The sequence below is a fragment of the Nitrobacter sp. JJSN genome (genome assembly GCF_051912485.1).
Lineage (GTDB): Bacteria > Pseudomonadota > Alphaproteobacteria > Rhizobiales > Xanthobacteraceae > Nitrobacter.
Map to the genome: position 1 here is coordinate 2600840 of NZ_CP196822.1, position 17551 is coordinate 2618390.

Annotated in this window: 16 protein-coding genes and 1 pseudogene; 4 read left to right on the top strand and 13 right to left on the bottom strand. The window is 63.3% G+C overall.

All coding sequences use genetic code 11. The features are described from left to right. Positions 1–32 precede the first annotated feature (32 nt). Positions 33–428, top strand: a complete 396-nt coding sequence (locus tag ACSZOQ_RS12965; protein ID WP_439922911.1) for a c-type cytochrome — start codon at positions 33–35, stop codon at positions 426–428. Positions 429–434: 6 nt separating this feature from the next. On the opposite strand, the gene ACSZOQ_RS12970 is transcribed toward ACSZOQ_RS12965, so the two are convergent. Both ACSZOQ_RS12970 and ACSZOQ_RS12975 read right to left on the bottom strand, forming a co-directional pair. Continuing rightward, positions 435–1118 (bottom strand): TetR/AcrR family transcriptional regulator, encoded by a 684-nt coding sequence (locus ACSZOQ_RS12970; protein WP_439922912.1) that lies wholly within the window; start codon positions 1116–1118, stop codon positions 435–437. 292 nt (positions 1119–1410) lie between these two features. Next, the gene (locus ACSZOQ_RS12975; RefSeq protein WP_439922913.1) at positions 1411–1566 is read right to left on the bottom strand and encodes a DUF3096 domain-containing protein; all 156 of its coding nucleotides are present in this window, start codon (positions 1564–1566) and stop codon (positions 1411–1413) included. A 238-nt stretch (positions 1567–1804) separates the two neighbouring features. Between ACSZOQ_RS12975 and ACSZOQ_RS12980 the strand changes: the two genes are divergently transcribed. Next, positions 1805–2182, top strand: a complete 378-nt coding sequence (locus ACSZOQ_RS12980) for a DUF1236 domain-containing protein (RefSeq protein ID WP_439922914.1) — start codon at positions 1805–1807, stop codon at positions 2180–2182. A gap of 283 nt (positions 2183–2465) precedes the next feature. Here ACSZOQ_RS12980 and glyS read toward each other — a convergent pair whose 3' ends face one another. From glyS to ACSZOQ_RS13010, 6 genes are all read right to left on the bottom strand, one after another. Further along, on the bottom strand, positions 2466–4745 hold the full coding sequence (gene glyS / locus ACSZOQ_RS12985; protein WP_439922915.1) for a glycine--tRNA ligase subunit beta: 2280 nt from the start codon (positions 4743–4745) through the stop codon (positions 2466–2468). A 3-nt stretch (positions 4746–4748) separates the two neighbouring features. Then, positions 4749–5693, bottom strand: coding sequence for a glycine--tRNA ligase subunit alpha (locus ACSZOQ_RS12990; RefSeq protein ID WP_439926047.1), 945 nt, complete (start codon positions 5691–5693; stop codon positions 4749–4751). Positions 5694–5927: 234 nt separating this feature from the next. Next, positions 5928–6116, bottom strand: coding sequence for a hypothetical protein (locus ACSZOQ_RS12995; protein ID WP_439922916.1), 189 nt, complete (start codon positions 6114–6116; stop codon positions 5928–5930). A gap of 117 nt (positions 6117–6233) precedes the next feature. Continuing rightward, a complete protein-coding gene (locus ACSZOQ_RS13000) occupies positions 6234–7103 on the bottom strand; it encodes a S49 family peptidase (RefSeq protein WP_439922917.1) in 870 nt (289 codons plus the stop codon). Between the two features lie 173 nt (positions 7104–7276). Then, positions 7277–8035 (bottom strand): tRNA1(Val) (adenine(37)-N6)-methyltransferase, encoded by a 759-nt coding sequence (locus ACSZOQ_RS13005; protein WP_439922918.1) that lies wholly within the window; start codon positions 8033–8035, stop codon positions 7277–7279. Continuing rightward, a complete protein-coding gene (locus ACSZOQ_RS13010) occupies positions 8032–8268 on the bottom strand; it encodes a putative signal transducing protein (RefSeq protein WP_439922919.1) in 237 nt (78 codons plus the stop codon). The genes ACSZOQ_RS13005 and ACSZOQ_RS13010 overlap by 4 nt, the downstream gene beginning before the upstream one ends. 153 nt (positions 8269–8421) lie before the next feature. Here ACSZOQ_RS13010 and ACSZOQ_RS13015 point away from each other — a divergent pair, with 153 nt between their 5' ends. Next, entirely contained in the window at positions 8422–9432 is a 1011-nt protein-coding gene (locus ACSZOQ_RS13015; protein WP_439922920.1) for a polyprenyl synthetase family protein, read from the top strand. Positions 9433–9545: 113 nt separating this feature from the next. Here ACSZOQ_RS13015 and ACSZOQ_RS13020 read toward each other — a convergent pair. From ACSZOQ_RS13020 to ACSZOQ_RS13030, 3 genes and pseudogenes are all read right to left on the bottom strand, one after another. Continuing rightward, a pseudogene (locus ACSZOQ_RS13020) lies at positions 9546–10459 on the bottom strand (4-(cytidine 5'-diphospho)-2-C-methyl-D-erythritol kinase). Between the two features lie 134 nt (positions 10460–10593). Beyond that, positions 10594–12375: a tetratricopeptide repeat protein gene (locus tag ACSZOQ_RS13025; RefSeq protein WP_439922921.1), complete on the bottom strand. Its 1782-nt coding sequence runs from the start codon at positions 12373–12375 to the stop codon at positions 10594–10596. 179 nt (positions 12376–12554) lie between these two features. After that, positions 12555–14216 (bottom strand): electron transfer flavoprotein-ubiquinone oxidoreductase, encoded by a 1662-nt coding sequence (locus ACSZOQ_RS13030; RefSeq protein WP_439922922.1) that lies wholly within the window; start codon positions 14214–14216, stop codon positions 12555–12557. A gap of 120 nt (positions 14217–14336) precedes the next feature. Here ACSZOQ_RS13030 and ACSZOQ_RS13035 point away from each other — a divergent pair, with 120 nt between their 5' ends. Continuing rightward, positions 14337–15170, top strand: coding sequence for a uracil-DNA glycosylase (locus ACSZOQ_RS13035; protein WP_439922923.1), 834 nt, complete (start codon positions 14337–14339; stop codon positions 15168–15170). A gap of 41 nt (positions 15171–15211) precedes the next feature. Here ACSZOQ_RS13035 and ACSZOQ_RS13040 read toward each other — a convergent pair whose 3' ends face one another. Further along, positions 15212–16720, bottom strand: coding sequence for a glycosyltransferase family 39 protein (locus ACSZOQ_RS13040; protein WP_439922924.1), 1509 nt, complete (start codon positions 16718–16720; stop codon positions 15212–15214). 89 nt (positions 16721–16809) lie between these two features. Beyond that, complete coding sequence (locus ACSZOQ_RS13045; RefSeq protein ID WP_439926049.1) at positions 16810–17541, bottom strand: ribonuclease HII; 732 nt, start codon at positions 17539–17541, stop codon at positions 16810–16812. Positions 17542–17551: the final 10 nt, after the last annotated feature.

Below are 17551 nucleotides of genomic sequence, written 5' to 3' on the forward strand. Positions count from 1 at the left end.
GAAGCCATCATCACAAGAACATAGAGGTCTTCATGAAAACGTTCGCCATTTCCGCATTGACCGTCCTCGGCATCACGCTTGCAGGCGCGGGCACCTCACTCGCGGGGGACGCGGCCGCCGGAAAGGCATCCTTCAACAAGTGCATGGCATGTCATACCATCGGCGAAGGCGCCACCAACAAGGTCGGACCAGAGCTCAATGGCCTTGACGGACGCAAGGCCGGCTCCGTGGCGGGCTACGCCTATTCGGACGCCATGAAGAATTCCGGTCTTACCTGGAACGAGGCGGAATTCAAGGAATACATCAAGAACCCGAAGGCCAAGATACCGGGCATCAAGATGGTGTTTGCCGGCATCACCAAGGAGAGCGAACTCGACAATCTCTGGACTTACGTCTCGGGGTTCGACAAAGACGGCAAGGCGAAGTAACGCGCTTCACCCCATGTGTTCCCCTGCCGGCATCCTGGCCGGCAGGGCAGCCTGCACCACAAGGCCGCGGGCGCGCGCGTCCGTCACTCCGACCGCGCGCAACGCCAGCAAGGTGGCGGTCTGCACGACCTCGCGAAGCCTCACCGGATCATCGAGGTTGTCGGGCGCCAGCGGACCAACAAGTGACTCATGCAGCGCGCCAAGCAGCGCGGTCGCAGCCAGCGACGTATCTTGCGCCGGCAGATGTCCGGCACGCACCGCGGCGATGATGCGCGCTTCAATCTCGCCCGCGATTTCGCGGCGGCTTGCCAACCGCGTTGCAGAGACATCAACATCAATCGGCTCGGCCAGAATGCCCCACGCCAGTTTCCGGTGCGACACCATATGCACGGCAACGGTGGTGACGGCTGCAGCCAGCGCTGACGACGGACCCGGCGCGGCCTCAGCGGCGGCGCGTATCGCAGTCAGTTCGTCGCGCGCAACTTCCGCGATCAGCTCGGAAATCAGATCCGCTTTCGAGGGAAAATAACGATAGACCGTTCCGGCCGCGACATTGGCGCGAACCGCGACCGGCGCGATCTGTACCGCCACCATGCCGCCATCGCTGGCCGTATCCCGCGCCGCCGCCAGGATGGCGCTGCGACGCGCGGCGAGGCGCTTCATGACCTGATGGGTCCGCCGATACACCATGCGCGTTTCGTGTCCTCGACCGCCGCGGCGTTGGCCGGAACGTACGTGTCTTCAAAGCGTTGCGTGACGTTCGCGCAAAAGCTCTTGAAAAACTGAACACCTATTCAGACCGGAAGGCAAGCGGCTTCGCGATATTATGCGTCGCAGTGACCGCGGACTGGCGAGGCTTCTGCCGCCGAGCATGATGACCCGAATCTGTTTTCTGAAAAGCGGCCTCCTTGACGATGAGATTCATGCCGTCACTTGCGCCGTCATCCGCCGCACAGCATCACGATCCGGACAGTATTAGAAATTAGAAATGCAACATCTTGAATACGCCAAGGCCGGAGAGGCCGATGAAGATCAGATAGATGGCGACGACCAGATTCAGAAAACGCGGCATGATCAGGATGAGAACGCCTGCGATCAGCGCCACGATGGGCTGGATATGCGCTGCGGTGATGTGCATTGAGAAAACCTCTGCTGATGCGATTTGCGAATCGCAGAAACTTTATCCGCCGCGCCGGCTTCATGATAGCGAACCCTGCAATTTTGGCGGGTTCCACCGTAGTTGTGGCTTGGCCGCAAATCGCCCCGGAAATGCCAACTTGCACGGGGAACGTTGGCAGGCCGGATGAATTGGCATGACACCCAATCGAAGGACGCGCCTTCCGAGATGCGCGTCTGACATCGCAAAGGAGGCCACCATGCGGAATACCGCCCTGGCGATTACCGTACTTGTGACTGCACTCGGCACAGCGATCACCGCTCACGCGCAAGGCGTCACGGTCGGAGTCGCGCCATCGACCGGGATGGTCGTCACCCAGCCGGTCGAGGTCGCACCCGACGGCGGAATTGCTTACGAGCAGCGCCCGGCGTTTCGCGAATACGTCGTGACCGAGCGCGTTCCCTCTTATACCGTTTCGCAACGCGTCGTCGTCGGCGCGACCCTGGCCGACGAAGGCGTGACATTTTACGACGTGCCGCAGCGTTTTGGCGCGACGCCGTTTCGTTACACCGTTGTGAATGGTGAAACCGTACTGATCGAGCCACGCACGCGGCGCATCATGCAGGTGATCGACTAGCCTGCGCCAGGTCAAACGTTTGCCAGTGGCTTCGATTCCAACATTCGCGAGCAAGACGGCTCGCAGGACGCGAATGAATCGAACCACTTGGTGTCGGGTCGCGCGTGACGATAACGGCACGATCGGAGCCGCCGCCACGCGGGCGGCCGGAGCCCCGTCCCGTACCTCCAGGGACGGGGTTTCCGGTTTATCGCGACGAGCGCGCTGCTGCGGCTAGAGCCATTCCGCTTCTGACGCGTTTTCTTCAGGCGAACCGGTAGCCACTTCGCTCGAAAACGCTATGTCAATCCTGAATCCGCGAGAAATCCGCGACCGTACGCGTGGCGGCACGAATTTCGTTGAGCAGCTTCAGGCGGTTTTCACGAATCTTGGGATCGTCGTCGTTGACCTTCACCTTGTCGAAGAAGGCGTCGACCGCGGGCCGTAGCTTGGCCATCGCGGCCATGGCGGCGGCGAAGTCTTCTTTCGCCACCGCTGTGCTCGCCTCTCGCTTCGCTTCGTCGATGGCTATCGCAAGCGTTTTCTCTTCGCCCAGGCTGTAAAGCGAGGCATCCGGCGCGCCGTCGAACGTGCGCTTGTCCTTCTTTTCCTCGATGGCGAGGATGTTCGACGCGCGCTTGGTACCGGCCAGCAGGTTCTTGCCGTCGTCGGTGTCGAGGAATTTTCCGAGCGCCTCGACGCGGCGGACAATCATCAGAAGATCGTCCTGTCCTTCCAGAGCAAACACCGCATCAACAAGATCATGCCGCGCGCCCTGTTCGCGCAGTTGCACTTTCAGGCGGTCGGCGAAGAAGGAGATGAGGTCATTAAAGCGATCATAAAATGCAAGTTTTATGCGCGTATCACGACGGCTTTCGAACTCAGCTTTATTTTTCACTAGCTTGGCGAGATCAGCAAAGCCAAGGCTATCGCCGAATATCTTTCGTATGCTCTGACTGTTCTGCTCCAAGTCTCTGGAAGAGATTTGAGCTACCAAATAGTCCACGCCTTCGTCTACTGGCCGATTCAGACTAAGTCGGATGTCATTAGATATAACTATCCGAATCATTCCCAACGCCGCTCGTCGCAACGCGTAGGGATCCTTGCTTCCCGTTGGCTTCTCGTCGATCGCCCAGAAGCCGACCAGCGTGTCGATCTTGTCGGCTAGCGCAACGGCAATCGACACAGGATCGCACGGCACCCGATCGGCCGGACCCTGCGGCTTGTAATGCTCTTCGCAGGCCGCTGCGACGGACGCATCCTCACCCTGCGCCAGTGCATAATATTTCCCCATCAGGCCCTGCAGCTCGGGGAATTCGCCGACGACTTCGGTCAACAAATCGGCCTTGCACAGGCGCGCCGCGCGCTTCGCCTTCGCAACATCCGCGCCGACCAATGGCGCGATCTCGGCCGCGAGCCGCTCGATGCGCGCGATGCGCTCCGCCTGCGTTCCAAGCTTTTCGTGAAATACGATCTTCTCGAACTTCGGCAGCCGGTCTTCGAGCTTGGTCTTGAGATCGGTCTCATAGAAGAATTTCGCGTCCGACAGCCGCGCACGGATCACGCGCTCGTTGCCCGCGACGATCGCCTTGCCGCCGTCGGAGGCTTCGATGTTGGCTGTGAGGATGAAGCGGTTGGCGAGCTTGCTAGACGTTTGCGCCGCGTCGCCGAGCGAAGTCCGCATCGCTGCGCCAGATTTGGGATCGTTGACGACAAAACACTTCTGGTTGTTGCGGATGGTGGCGCGGATCACCTCGCTCGGGATCGACAAAAAGGATTCGTCGAACGAGCCCATCAGCACCACCGGCCATTCGACGAGGCCCGCGACCTCATCGAGCAGCACCTGATCCTCGACCAGTTCAAACCCCTGCGCGAACGCAAGCTCTTTCGCGTCGGCCAGAATGATGTCCTTGCGGCGCTGCGGATCGAGCACGACCTTCGCCGCACGCAGTTTCGCTTCATAATCCTCGAAGCGGCGCACGCTGAATTCGTCCGGCGCCATGAACCTGTGGCCGCGCGTCACCTGCCCGGCCTTGATGCCGGCGACGTCGAACGCCACCACATCCGGCTCCTCGGTCTCGGGGCCGAAGGTTGCGATGATTGAATGCAGCGGTCGCACCCAGGTCAGCGCGCCCGGCTTCGCCGAGCGCTCGCCCCAGCGCATCTGCTTCGGCCACGGGAAGGTGCGCACGATCACGGGCAGGATTTCTGCCAGCACATCGATCGCAGGACGGCCCGGCTTCTCGATCAGCGCGACGTAGAAATCGCCCTTCTTCGGATCGCGCTGGATCTTGGCTTCGTCCAGCGATTTCAGCCCGGTGGCTTTCAGAAAGCCCTGCACGGCGGCATCGGGCGCGCCGACCTTCGGCCCCTTGCGTTCGTCCTTGAGATCGGGCTGGCGCGCGGGAATGCCATGCACGGTGAGCGCGAGGCGGCGCGGCGTGGCGAAGGCTTTCGCGCCCTCATAGACGAGGCCCTCGGCGACAAGCTTGTCGGTGACCATCCTGCGCAGATCGTCCGCCGCCTTCGCCTGCATGCGCGCGGGGATTTCCTCGGAGAACAGTTCGAGCAGAAGATCGGGCATCGCCTAGACGCCGCCCGCTTCGGTATAGAGCCATGCCTCGCCGCAGGCTTTCGCCAGGTCGCGCACACGCAGAATGTAGCTTTGCCGCTCGGTCACGGAGATCACGCCGCGCGCATCGAGCAGATTGAAGACGTGGCTCGCCTTGATGCACTGGTCATAGGCCGGCAGCGCCATCAGATGCGCCTCGCGCTTGCCGAGCCCTTGCGGATTGCTCTGCCAGCCTGCGTCGAGATATTTTTTACAGGCCTCTTCTGCCATCGCGAATTGCTTGAACAGCATGTCGGCATCGGAATGCTCGAAGTTATGCCGCGAATATTCCTGCTCGGCCTGCAGGAATACATCGCCGTAGGTCACTTTGTCGGCGCCCTCGCGGCCGTTGAAATTGAGATCGTAGACGCGGTCGACGCCCTGCACGAACATCGCGAGGCGCTCCAGCCCGTAAGTGAGTTCGCCCGCCACCGGCGCACATTCGACGCCTGCCACCTGCTGGAAATAGGTGAACTGACTGACCTCCATGCCGTCGCACCAGCACTCCCAGCCGAGCCCCCACGCCCCTAACGTTGGGCTTTCCCAGTCGTCCTCGACGAAGCGGATGTCGTGCAGCGCGCTGTCGACGCCAATGGCGGCCAGAGATTTCAGATAGAGATCCTGAATGTCCGGCGGCGACGGTTTGAGGATCGTCTGGAACTGATAGTAGTGCTGCAGGCGGTTGGGGTTCTCACCGTAGCGACCGTCCTTGGGCCGGCGCGACGGCTGCACATAGGCCGCGTTCCAGCGCTTCGGACCCAGCGCACGAAGCGTGGTCGCGGGATGAAAGGTGCCCGCCCCCACCTCCATGTCATAGGGCTGCAAAATGACGCAGCCATAGTCCGCCCAGTAGCGTTGCAGGGTCAGGATCAGGCCCTGGAACGAGCGTTCCGGGCGCATATGCGGGGGCAAGGAGTCCATCGGATCGGTTTTAAGGGATTCGCGGAAGTTCGTCGGCGCGCGGACCGTATCGGCGCGTCTCTGCCAAATCAAGGCGATGGCGGAACAACGGTTACCGGAATTGCCGGCAATTAAGCGATTTGCGGCGGAAGCGCCAACCGCAGCAGCGTCGCCGGACTCGGAGATTGTCAGGGTTCGCCCGCTATCGGGGATGGGCGCGAAGGCTGCGAGCCGTTCGCGCACCTCCAATCCGCGTTAGTCAGGGCGGTAGGCGCCGGTGCGGGAATCGCGCCGCAGGGTCGGAATATCGCGGGTGCGGGCCTCTGCAACGCGGGCCGTCCGCACTTCCTCTAATTCCTGATTGATTCGCCTGGCGGTGTTGTAGAGCCAGCGAACCGCGACTAGTCCACCGAGGGTAGCTGCAAGTGCAATCAGCGGCGGCATCGGTCGATCCTCTTCCTTCGTTATCGAACCCCCATTCAGCTTATTCTCACCCAACCCAATCGTTCCTGCAATCGCTGTTTCGAGACCAAACAGCGCAGAATTTCGGCGGATTGAGCTCTAAAACCCGAATTTGGCCCAAATCGCCCGAGTCTCGAGCGCAGAGATCAGGTCGTCCGGCAAGCGCCCGATACCATCGAAGGAGGTCAGGGTTCCGGCTCCCGCTTTGCGGCCAAGGAGCCCCGCCAACAGACCAGTCGAAGGCGCGATCAGCGGCGTCACGACCTTGTCGCCGAACCGCGCCCGCAGGATTGAGCGGAGATCGCCGATGGCGTCCGCAAGGCCAAGCGCAACCGACCGCTCGCCCGCCCAGTATTCGCCGGTGAACAAAAGGTCGTCCGTCTCCTTCAGCCGTGCCCCGCGGCTTGTCTTGACCAATTCGATGAAGGTGGCGTGGATCTCGCGCTGGATCGCTTTCAGCCGCGCCACATCGTCGGGGTCTTCGGGGAGGAACGGATCGAGCGTCGCCTTGTGTTCGCCCGCCGTATACACCCTGCGCTCGACGCCGATCTTCCTGATCAGCTCGGTGAAACCGAAGCCGCCGCCGACCACACCGATCGAACCCAGGATCGAAGACGGATCGCAGAAGATCTCGTCGCCCGCGCAGGCGATCATGTAGCCGCCGGAGGCTGCGACATCCTCGACGAACACAAGCACCGGAAGCTTGTTCTCCTCCGCGAGGTGCCGGATGCGCAGATAAATCTGGCGCGACTGCACCGGCGAACCGCCCGGCGAATTGATTACCAGCGCCACCGCCTTGGCGTTGTTCACCGCAAACGCCCGCTCCAGCGTTTTGGCGACGCCCGCGAGCGTCATGCCTGATCTGAGCGGCGTCACCGCGCCGATCACGCCGGACAGCCGCACCACCGGCACCACCGCCACCCCGCGCTGCCATCGCTTGGGGACCAGTTTCATCAGCGCTGCTCTCATGCCGTTTCCCTGCGCTTCGGCAGTTTCGCATTATGCAACTGCCGGTATTACACAACGATGTATGCCCTGGGGAGGATTATCGGTAGCCTTCTCAAGGCCTTTTACTTCACATCTGCTCCAAAGCGCACGGAAAGGCAGACTTCCGCGACCACCGCGCGCAACCTCATCTGCTGTCACAACGCAAGAGCCTGGCCGCCTGCCAGAACGTCCTTGGCCTCTTTCGTGGGCTGTCCCGTTTCGTCGGCGAGCACCAAACCCGGACAAAGCCTGAGCGGCGCGCGGCTCCCTTTGAGCGCGCGGACCAGAATGCGGATCGCGGGTTTACCCGCGTCCGGATGTACAGGCCGGATCGCGACGCCGCCGAAGCCTCGGCCAAGCACAGCCAGCACCTCGGCCAGACCGTCACTACGCCAGATCAGGCTGAGCACGCCGCCGGATTTCAGCACGCGCCGCGCCGCGTGTACCCATGCCTCGAGCGTGGCAGGCTCCGCGACATGCGCCGCGCGCCGGCTCTCGTCCGGCGACGGCCGGTGCCGTTCTGAATCGTTAAACGGAGGATTCATCAGGACCACGTCGGCGCTGTCGGGGCCGAGACCGGCGTTTACAAACGCCTCCGCCCGACCTGTGACGTCGAAGGTGCAGACCTGCGCCGCGATTCCGTTGAGAACCGCGTTGCGGCGCGCCAGATCGGCGAGGGTTTCATCGCGCTCGACCAGCATCAGCTCGATGCCGGCGATCCGCGTCGCCACCGCGAGCCCCGCTGCGCCGACACCCGCCCCGAAATCAACGATGCGATCGCCGGGCTTGCACGGCGTCGCGGCGGCGAGCATCATCGCGTCGTGGCCGGCGCGATGGCCGGACCGGGGCTGACATAGCCGCAGCCGCCCGCCGAGAAATGCATCCTCGCCCACTTCCGATCGCGCCCCGGTCATCGTCCGGCGTCGTCGGGCCGCAATTCGTGGCCCAGCCCGGCCTCGGTGAGAAGCTGGCGTGCCTCGCGATTGTCGTCGTCATGCACCAGAATGCGGCGGGGCAGGATGCCGAGCGATCCCTCGATCACACTCATGTTCTGATCCAGCACCACGTGATAAATATCGGCGCCGTCCAGCAGCGCGCCGATCGCCGATACCAGCACCACGTCGTTGGTTCGGACCAATTCGCGCAACGTCGCGTTCTCCCTAGCTGTAACAGCTTCACGGCCCTGTGGCCCATGTCAACCGCGGCATGTCAACAACTACCTGCGCTTGCCGCGCCAACCGCCACTTTCTATTGTAATCGTCGGAAACGGCGCGGATAGCGCAAAATCGGAGAATTTTGCTTGGCGATCATCGTCCCATTCGAAAGCCATTCAACAGGCTCCATCGATCAGCTGGTGGCGCTTGTCGCCGCCGACATGGAACGCGTCAACGCCACCATCCTGTCGCGGACCGGGTCGGAAGTCACGATGATCCCGGAAGTCGCCAATCACCTGATCTCGTCCGGCGGCAAGCGGCTGCGCCCGATGCTGACGCTGGCGATGGCTCATCTCGCCGACTATTCCGGCGAAGGTCACATCAAGCTCGCGGCCTCCGTGGAATTCATGCACACCGCGACGCTGCTGCACGACGACGTCGTCGATGAGAGCGAGCTGCGCCGTGGCAAGCTGTCGGCGCGCATGGTGTGGGGCAACGAGGCCAGCGTTCTCGTCGGCGACTTTCTGCTCGGACAGGCGTTTCGGATGATGGTCGAAGTCGGCTCGCTGCGCGCGCTCGATATCCTGTCGGCGGCGGCGGCCACCATCGCCGAGGGCGAGGTAATGCAGCTTGCCGCCGCCAAGAACACCGCCACCACCGAGGACGAATACCTCGCGGTCATCCGCCGCAAGACCGCAGAGCTGTTCGCCGCCGCCTGCGAGGTCGGTCCGGTGCTCGGCAATCGACCGAAGGCCGAGGAAACCGCGGCGGCCAGCTTCGGCATGAACCTCGGGATCGCGTTCCAGCTCGTCGACGACGTGCTCGATTATGGCGGCAAGTCGGCAAAGCTCGGCAAGAACGTCGGCGACGATTTCCGCGAGGGCAAGATCACCTTGCCGGTGGTGCTGGCATTCCGCCGCGGCAACGACGTCGAACGCGAATTCTGGGTGCGAGCGCTTGAGGAAGGCGAGATCGGGGACAACGACCTCAATCACGCCATCGGGTTGATGACCAAGCATCGCGCGCTGGAGGATACCCTCAACCGCGCCCAGCACTACGGCGCGATGGCGGTCGATGCCCTGGCGCTGTTTCCGCCATCGCCGATGAAGAGCGCGCTGGAGCAGGTCGTAGCGTTCTGCCTAGCGCGGTCGCACTGAAAAAAGCACGGCAACTCTCGCGGTCGTCATTCCGAACGCCGCAAAGCGGATAACGCGTAGCGTTCGCTCCGGCAGCGGCGATCCGGAATGACAACAGAGAATTTTCCAACGGGCTAGCTCAGCGTCCCTGCATGCACCCACCATTGCGGGCGATCGAGCCGGATCGTCTGCGCGGCGCGATGCGCATCCGCGTCGTCGTCGAAGATCGCAAAGCAGGTCGCGCCCGAGCCCGACATCCGCGAGAGTCGCGCGCCGGTTGCCCGCAGCCTCTCGAGCACCTCGCCGATCACCGGCTGAATGCGGATCGCGGGCGCTTCGAGATCGTTGGTGCCACCCGCAAGCATGGCGAGCCAATCGTCGATCGGCGCACCGGCCCTCGGCCACACGATCGCTTCGATGGCATCGGAGGCGCCGTGCAATTCGCCGTTGCGGAGGCCGAGAGCAGCGAAGACATCTTTCGTCGCAACGGAAACGCGCGGATTGACCAGCACGGCCGGCATGACGGGCAGGCCTAGCGGCTGTAGAACTCGCCGACGCCGGTCATCACGCAAGCCTCGGAGCGGACGCAGACCGGCACATCGGCACCGGTCAACCGCGCCACCTCGAGCAATCGAGGATCGCCGATCGCAATGCCGTTGGCCTCCGCCAGCAGCCGCAACGCCGCGGCCGCATCCGCCGAGCCGCCGCCGATGCCGGCCGCAACCGGCAAATGCTTGTCCAACGCGAAAACGCCCGTCTTCAGATTTGCGGCCCGCTCACTGAACAGCCGTGCCGCCTTGAGAACGAGATTGTCGGCTGTATGACCGCACTCCTGTGCGCGCGGACCATCGGCAACGAGCGACAGGTCCGTGCCTGGCGTCAAGGTCAGGTGATCAACGCAATCGGCAAATGCGACCACGCTTTCAAGCTCGTGAAAACCGTCGGCGCGCCGACCCACGACCCGCAGGGTCAGGTTGACCTTGGCGCGCGCGGTCTCGCTCAGCACCGGTGCGGTCGATTTCATATTGGTGGCGCTGGTTATGATCATGGCGGATGTCAAATCCAAAACCGCGCGTGAATCAAATGATTTTTGCGATGGTGTTCGGCTCCGCGACCCGCAAGGGACTGGAGGCAGCGGAGAAATGTTTGATCGGACCGAAGGGCGGGCCGGTTCGCTTGCGCTCAGCCGCCCTTGCCGTCTTCCTTCTTCTTGTCCGCCGACGCCGCCGACGGAGTGTCGTCCGCCGGCATGCCGTTCGCGATCTTGGCTTCGATCTTCGGCAGTTCATCCGGCTCCGGCTTCAGGTCGCGCGCGTGCGCCCACTGGAATTTCGCCTCCAGTGTCCGGCCGACGCGCCAGTAAGCGTCGCCGAGGTGATCGTTCACCGTCGGATCCTCAGGCTTGAGATTGATGGCGCGCTCGAGCGTCTTGACCGCCTCCTCGTAGTTGCCGATGCGGTAATAGGCCCAGCCGAGGCTGTCGACGATATAACCGTCGTCCGGCCGCTGATCGACCGCGCGTTTGATCATCTTCATGGCTTCGTCGAGATTGAGGCCGCGGTCGATCCAGGAGTAGCCGAGATAATTCAGCACATGCGGCTGCTCGGGCTGAATCTCGAGCGCCTTCTTCATGTCGACTTCCGCCTTGTCCCAATTCTTCGACCGCTCCTCGCAGATACCGCGGAAATAGTAGTAGACCCAGTTCGGCTTGTCCTTCGCCTCGGCGATTACATCGACGCCTTTGGTGTAGGTCTTTGCGCAATCGGCAAACTTCTTGCGGCCCCGCTCAAGGTTGCCGAGCGCCATGATGGCTTCCAGATCCTTCGGATCCTGCTCCGTAACATCCTTGAGAATTTTGATCGCCTCGTCGCTGCGATCGACGGCATCGAGGTCGGTCGCGAGTTGAACCTGCGCATTGCGCTTCAGCGGCGAATCGGCAGGCACACGCTGATAGACGCCGATTGCCATCTCCGGCTTCTTCACCGATTCATAGAGATCGGCGAGCGACAACAGCGCCATTGGATGACTGGGCGCGAGATAAAGCGCGAGCTGCAGATAGACCAGCGCCAGATCCTCACCGCCGCGCCGGGTCAGAGATGCGCCGATGCCGTAAAGGGCTTCAGCGGCGCCTGTTTGCGGCGAGCTGACGAGCTGCGGCAGTTTCTTGCCGGCCTTGGTCTCCTTGATGCCTTCCAGAATCAGCGGATGCCGCGCCAGTTTCTTGTCGAACGACTCATACACGGCCAGCGCCGCCGCATCGTCCTTGTTGCGCGACAGCCACCGCGCATAGGCATCGGCAACGCGGAGCGCGGAATCGTCGAGCTTGTAGGCGCGCTCGAGGCGAACGCCGGCTTCCTTTTCCCGACCGGCAAGATCGAGCAACATCCCCGAATGCAGGTCCTTGAAGATCGGATACCATTCCGGACCGGTCAGCCCGTCGATGTTGGCGACGGCCTGCCTGGTGTCGCCGGCGCCATAGTCGGCCCAGCCCGACAGCAACGTCGCCACCAGATCGGTGATCGGCCCGCGGATGGACTGATTGATATTTTTCCGGGCGGCGGCGTACTTCTTCAACTTGAGATTATGAACGCCGACAACCAGCCGCGCGACGCGATTGGTTTTGTCGATGGTCAGAATGCGGTCGGCGAGATTCACGGCGGCGTCGATGTCGCCTTCCGCCAGTGACGAGATGAACGCCCGATCAAGAAGCTCGTTGTTTTTTGGATCGGCACGCAGCGCCGAACGATAGAACGCCGCCGCGGACTTGGCGTCGCGCTCCACGCTGGCATGGCGCGCGGCGAGATAGCTGCCGGCCTTCGTCATGGCGCGCAAATCGCGGGCGCTGGGAAACTGCGCAGTATCGGTCGGATGCTCGGGCGTCTGCGCCGCCCCCGGGCCGGACAGCACGAACGACGTCGCGGCGGCAATGGCCATCGCCAAGCGATTGAAACGAATGAACAACATCGGGATTCGCTCAGCTCCAGGTTTCACGGCAGACCTTTGGCAGTCTCGGATGCAAGCGGCTGCATCGCAACGTTCGCTTCTAACATTCGCATCAGGTTTGCGCGAGTGCCTTTGCGAATGTATGGCGGCATCGTGGCCGTCACGAAAAGCCACGCAGCCACGCCTTCACGGAATCGTGGTTACATCGCCTCGTAGTTGGGACCACCGCCGCCCTCCGGCGGAACCCAGGTGATGTTGCCGTTGGGGTCCTTCACGTCGCAGGTTTTGCAGTGGACGCAATTCTGGGCGTTGATCTGGAAGCGCGGGCTGGCTCCTTCCTCGACCCATTCGTAGACGCCCGCAGGACAGTAACGGGTCGAGGGCCCGGCAAAGACGTCATACTCCGAGGTCTTTTGCAGGGCCATGTCGGTGACCTTCAGATGAACCGGCTGGTCCTCCTCATGATTGGTGTTGGACAGGAACACCGAGGACAGCTTGTCGAAGGTCAGCTTACCGTCCGGCTTCGGATAGGCGACCGGCGCGTGCGCCCTGGCCGGGTCGAGCGCTTTGCGGTCCGGTCTGGCGTGCGACCAGGTGCCGAAGAGCGAAAACCCGAACAGGGTGTTGGTCCACATGTCGAGGCCGCCCAGCGCCACGCCGGCAATGGTGCCGAACTTCGACCACAGCGGCTTGACGTTGCGGACCTTGAACAGGTCCTTGCCGATCGCGGAATCACGCCATGCACTTTCATATTCGGCGATCTCGTCGTTGGCGCGCCCGGCGTCGAGCGCCGCCGCGACGTACTCCGCGGCCAGCATCCCGCTGCCCATGGCGTTGTGAACACCCTTGATGCGCGGAACATTGACGAACCCGGCCGCGCAGCCGATCAGCGCGCCACCCGGAAAAATCAGGCGCGGCACCGACTGGTAGCCACCCTCGGTGATGGCGCGCGCTCCGTAGGCAAGCCGCTTGCCGCCCTCGAACACGCCGCGGATCGCGGGATGCGTCTTGAATCGCTGGAATTCCTCGAACGGCGACAGGTATGGATCGTCATAATTCAGGTGCACGACGAAGCCGACTGCGACGCGATCATCGTCATAGTGATAGAGGAACGAGCCGCCGCCAGTGGAATTGTCGAGCGGCCAGCCGAAGGAGTGCTGGATCAGCCCGTTTCTGTGCCTTGCCGGATCGACCTGCCATACTTCCTTGAGGCCGATGCCGAATTTCGGCGGCTGGCTTACCTTGTCGAGTCCAAACCTGGCGATCAACTGCTTGGACAGGCTGCCGCGGGCGCCTTCCGCGAACAGCGTGTACTTGCCGCACAGTTCCATGCCGCGCACGTAGGAACTCTTGCGCGAACCGTCGCGGGCGACGCCCATGTCGCCGGTCGCGATGCCGCGGACCGCGCCACTGTCGTCATAAAGCACCTCAGCGGCGGCGAAGCCGGGATAGATTTCGACGCCGAGCGTTTTCGCCTTCTGCGCAAGCCAACGGCAGACGCTACCGAGCGAGCCGACGTAGCAGTGATGATTGTCCATCAGCGGCGGCATGAGGAAGTTGGGCAGCCGGAACGCGCGGCGCGGCGTCATCCAGAAGAACCGGTCGTCCTTGACCCGCGTCTTCAGCGGACAGTCGGCGTCGTCGCGCCAGTCCGGCACCAGCCTGTCAAGTCCGCCCGGATCGATCACTGCGCCGGACAGAATATGCGCGCCGACTTCGGACCCCTTTTCGACGACGACGATGCTGAGATCGGCATTGAGCTGCTTGAGCCGGATCGCAGCAGACAGGCCCGACGGTCCCGCGCCGACGATAACGACATCGAAATCCATGGATTCACGGGGCGGCAATTCGTCGCTGCTCATGATCTGCTTCCGCAACCGGCGATCTTCTGTAATGCTTTCAAGGCTTGTTGTTTCCGATTTTTTGCCTGAGAACAACCATGGAAAGCGCGCTCCGGCGTTCCACGAACCGTGGCTGCCAACATGACCTCCGATCACGCACCCACCGTCCGAGACCTCATGGCCTTTTATCTTGAGGCCGGGGTGGATTGTGCGCTTGAGACCGAACCGGTCGATCGCCTGTCCGCGCCCGAGCAGCCGATCGCCCCGCCAGGCGAAATCGCCCCTGCTCCTTTGCGAAAGCCGCCGAACCCCGCGGTTGCAGCAGCGCCCCGTGCCGGGATCGCGCCGCCACCGGAGATCGCCATCGAATCCGCACGCGAGGCCGCCCGCACCGCACCCTCGCTCGAAGCGTTGCGGGCATTGCTCGACAGCTTCGAAGGCTGCGCGCTGAAATTCACCGCGTCGCGACTGGTGTTCGCCGACGGCAATCCGCAGGCGCGGTTGATGTTCGTAGGCGAAGCGCCGGGACGCGACGAGGACATCGAGGGCCTGCCGTTCGTCGGCCGCTCAGGTCAGCTTCTCAACCGGATGATCGCGGCGATCGGCCTCAAGCGCAGCGACGTCTACATCGCCAACGTCATCCCGTGGCGGCCGCCCGGCAACCGGACGCCGACGCCGCAGGAAACCCAGATTTGCCTGCCGTTCATCCAGCGCCAGATCGAACTGGTGAACCCCGACGTTCTGGTCACGCTCGGAAACCCCTCGACGCAGACGCTGCTGCCGACCCGCGAGGGAATCATGAAGACCCGCGGCAAATGGTTCGACTACGACACCGGCACCCGAACGATCCGCGCGATGGCGACGTTCCATCCGGCATATCTTCTGCGCTCTCCGTCCTACAAGCGGATGGCGTGGCTCGACTTGCGCGCGATCGCCAGAACACTGGAAGTTAAGGCGCTGGAAGCGGCCCGCTAACCAAGAAGCTGGACTCAAGCTCGTCATCGCGATGATGCGTTCTAAGGCGCTTTGGGCCGAACGATGGCCCAACCAATCCGCAACGAGGGCAACTGGCCGGTGACGAGACGGTCGAACGTGCGCGGAATCTCCGGAACGATGCCCGGAAACCGCTGTGCGATGGCGTCGGGAGGCGTGCCCGCGGTATCGGACGCGCGCCAGACCACGACGCCGCCGAGTTCGTTGAACCTCGCAGAGGTCATCCATGGCGTGCGCTCGGGGCTCGCATCGAGCAGGAGATGCGGCCGCGACGGACCGAGCGCGACGAGGGCCGCGAGTTGCGGATCGCCCGCGACGGCCTGCAGCGGGCGGTTGGTGCGGCGCTGGAAATTATCGCCGAAGAAACGACCGATCGCCGACGCAGGAATGGACGTCGCAACCTCGGTGCTTGCGAACCACGGCTGAACAACGATCGTCGCGATCACCGCAAGCGCCGGAGCCACGACGGCGGTGAGCCACGCTACGCGCAGCACACGCAGGCGGCGCAGGTGAATCAGATCGCCGGCGAGCAGGACGACCGCAAGACCCGACATCAACAGCGCGATGGCCGCGCCTCCGACGACGTGATCGACACCGAACAGCGCCGCAACCAGACTCCCGCCGAGCGCTGGCGCGAGGGCGAAGACGTATACGAATGTCTGTGCCAACGGATCGGTCGGCGGTCGGACGATCACCGGCGCGTCTTCAGGCTTCCAATTGACGACCTCGGAATTGAGGACGGCCAGCAGGACAAGGCCCGCCATCGCGACTACGAGAGAGAAGAGCAGTTCACCCCAGCGCAACAACCTCAGGTGCAGCTCAAAAAAGTCAGGCCAAGGCGGCTCGCCGAGCGCATCGGCGCGCACCAGCCAGATCAGGTAAGGCAACACGAGCACCGCGATTACCAGCAGCGCGAACAGCGGCTCGACCGACCCCAGGGCGTTTCGGCCGCGCTCCGTCGCGAGGGCGAACACGATGAGCGCCAGCAACAACCCGACCGCCGCCGGCGTGGTCAGCAAAAGCAGACCGGCTTCGATCGACAGCGCGAACCACGCATTGCGGCGACCCTGCCCGACGATCTGCCACGAATGCAGCAACAACAGCGCCCACAGCGGAAAGGCGAGCACCAGCGGGCCGAATGTCAGGCCGGACGCCCCAAACGCGGTGACTGTCATGGTCAGCAGGACGGCAAGAACCGCGTGCTGGCTACCGACGACGGTCCGGGCGAGTTCGTACAGAGCCCGGAATGCGACGATGAAGCAAAGCTGCGACAACATGTAAACGCCGAACACGTGGTTGCCGGCGGCGCGATAGGCAATGTCGGCGAGCCAGAACGCCAGCGGCGGCCCGAGATCCGTGCCTACCTGATATTCGCGGCCGAACGCCAGCGCGGTCACGAGATCACCCGGGGGACCTCGATACAGCAGCAGCGGCACCGCGAGCCAGAGCGCCGCCTGAAACAGCACCACGATCCAGAACACCAGCAGCGGCCGGGCGCGGATCAGTTCGACAACCAGCGAGGTGAAGCGCATGAAGGGCCTGATGGCGGCGGGTCTTGCAAAATTCCAGATGCCTGCGAGTGATAAGGCGCGTGAGCCGGCTAGGCAACCGGCCCGACACGTCAGATCGCCGCCTCGACAGATATCCCGGCCGATGTTTCGCTTGCGGAGACGCTCTCCCCGACCGGTGACGCGCGATGACGTTCGCGCGCCGCAACGACCGGCGCAAAGAAGGAGCGATGATGCGGACTCGGCCCGAGACGGCCGAGCGCATCGAGATGCTCGGGCACCGCGTAGCCCTTGTGAGTCTCAAAGCCGTAGCCGGGGCAGTCCTGCGCCAGCTTGCACATCAACCGGTCGCGCGTGACCTTGGCGACGATCGAGGCGGCGGCGATCGACAGCACGAGGCCGTCGCCGCCGATCACCGGCTCGCAAGCGCAAGCAATCTCGATCCGGTCGCGGCCGTCGACGAAGACGTGTTTCGGCATGTCCGGCAGCGCATGGACCGCGCGCGCCAGGGCCCACAGCGACGCGCGCAGGATATTGTCGCGGTCGATCCGCGCGGTCGAAGCGAAGGCCACCGCGAAAGACGCGGTTGCTGTGATCTCCTCGAACAGTTCCTCCCGCCGCGCCGCTGAGAGGCGCTTGGAATCGTCGATACCTTTCGGAATACACTTCGGATCGAGCACGACCGCGGCGGCGACAACCGGTCCCGCCAGCGGCCCCCGCCCGACCTCGTCGCACCCCGCGACCGGCCAGACGCCACACTTGATGAGTGCGCGCTCGCGCCGGAAGCTCGGCTGCGCGGCGGCCGGCGATTTTCTCGCCTTGTCCCTAGATAGTGCCCGAATCATTCGGCGATGG